Source organism: Bradyrhizobium sp., assembly GCF_049691595.1.
Lineage (GTDB): Bacteria > Pseudomonadota > Alphaproteobacteria > Rhizobiales > Xanthobacteraceae > Bradyrhizobium.
In genome coordinates, this window is the sequence record NZ_JBAVNZ010000307.1 from 1 (window position 1) to 1,878 (window position 1,878).

Below are 1,878 nucleotides of genomic sequence, written 5' to 3' on the forward strand. Positions count from 1 at the left end.
AGCGAATTCTCGGCGATGTGCCGGCCCGGCATGGCGAGGTGGTAGGGGATGCGCTGACTCCCGATGCGGGCGGTGATGTCGCTCCCCTCTTCGCCGAGGTCGAGTTTTTCAGCACATACGTCCGCGCCGTCTTGTAAGCCGAAGCTGACAACGCGAGCAGCCTCGGCCTGGGCGCGCACCCGCAACCGATCGAAGTGCGGGCTGTCGCGCTTGATGATGGCCGCGCCGCCGGAGACGAGGCCCTGGAAGATCTCGGCCTTGGCGTCGGCGATCCCCTCGACATCCTTGAAGTGTTCGAGATGTACAGCTTCGACCGTGGTGATGATAGCGGCATGCGGATTGACCATCGGGGCGAGGGCTGCAATTTCGCCCGCATGGTTCATGCCGATTTCGAAGACGGCGTAGTCCGTGTCCGCTGGCATTTTCGCCAGGGTGAGCGGCACGCCCCAATGATTATTGAAGGACTTTTCCGAGGCATGAACCTGCCCGACGCGCGCGAGGCAGGCGCGCAGCATTTCCTTGGTACCGGTTTTTCCGGCGCTGCCCGTCACCGCGATGACCCGGGCAGACGGCGCAAGGCGATGACGGGCGGCTTCGCCGATCCATTTGAGAGCTAAGAGCGGGTCACAGTCCGGGAGTGGTTCATGGTAGTCCGGCAGGCCCGCGCGCAAATGATCGATTGCGCAGCGAAGAAGCGCACGATCGCCAGGTTTGCGCTCATATGTCCCGCTTACGATGGCCAGCGATGCGCCGGCCTTGAAGGCGTTCGAAACGAATTCGTGCCCATCGCGCTGATCCTTGAGCGCCACGAACACCTCGCCCGGCAGTAGCGACCGCGTGTCGATGGAAAAGCCGGTGATTGGCACGCTCGGGTGCCCGTCGGCAACCGCGAAGGGCACCGCCTCAAGCAACTCATCGAACGTCCACAAGTCACACGCCATGCCGTGCCACCTGCTTGATGGCGAGGCGCAGCGCCTCGTGATCGGAAAACGGGATGACGGTTGTCCCGACAATTTGGCCGGTTTCGTGACCCTTGCCGGCGACCAGCACGACGTCGCCCTTGCCCATCATAGCGACGGCTGTGCGAATGGCCTCGGCGCGATCACCGATTTCGCGGGCGCCGGGGCAATCGGCTAGAATTTCGGCGCGAATATTGGCTGGCACTTCCGAGCGCGGGTTGTCGTCGGTGATGATTGTCACATCGGCCTTTTCTGCCGAGATGCGGCCCATAATGGGGCGCTTGCCATTGTCGCGGTCGCCGCCGCAGCCGAAGACCGAGATGAGCATTCCGGTTGCGAACGGCCGGCAGGCGTCGAGCGCCGCGGCCAACGCTTCGGGTTTGTGCGCGTAGTCGACAATCGCCAAGCCGCCATTGGATTCGCCGATAATTTCGAGCCGGCCAGGCACGCCTTTCAAGTGCGAGAGCGCTTCGAGCACGGCGCGCGTATCCTCGCCAGTTGCGATCGCAAGGCCAGCTGCGACAAGCGCGTTTTCGACCTGATAGGCGCCGACCAACGGCAGTCGCACGGTATAATTTTGCCCGCCGCTTTCGATTGTCAGGACTTGCGCAAAGCCTTGCCGCGAGACCGATGTAAGGCGCAGGGTTTCGCCGCGCTGCCCCACGGTTAGTACGTTGAGGCCACGTTTCGCCGCCGCCTCGATCCCGCGCTGCGCATAGGCGCCATCGGTGTTGACGACCGCGGTCTGGCCGGGCGCGAGCAGTTCGGTGAACAGGCGCAACTTGGCGGCGAGATAATCGTCAACGGTTGGATGATAATCCATGTGATCGCGGCCGAGATTTGTGAATGCCGCCGCTGCAAGGCGCACGCCGTCGAGCCGATGCTGATCGAGCCCATGAGAGGACGCCTCGAACGCGAG

At 63.4% G+C, this 1,878-nt stretch carries 2 protein-coding genes; both read right to left on the reverse strand.

What is annotated here, in order from left to right; all coding sequences use genetic code 11:
• On the reverse strand, positions 1-929 hold a 929-nt coding region (locus WCE35_RS13615), incomplete at its 3' end, for a UDP-N-acetylmuramoyl-tripeptide--D-alanyl-D-alanine ligase (protein ID WP_424593871.1).
• 1 nt (position 930) lies between these two features.
• On the reverse strand, positions 931-1,878 hold a 948-nt coding region (locus tag WCE35_RS13620; RefSeq protein WP_424593872.1), incomplete at its 5' end, for a Mur ligase family protein.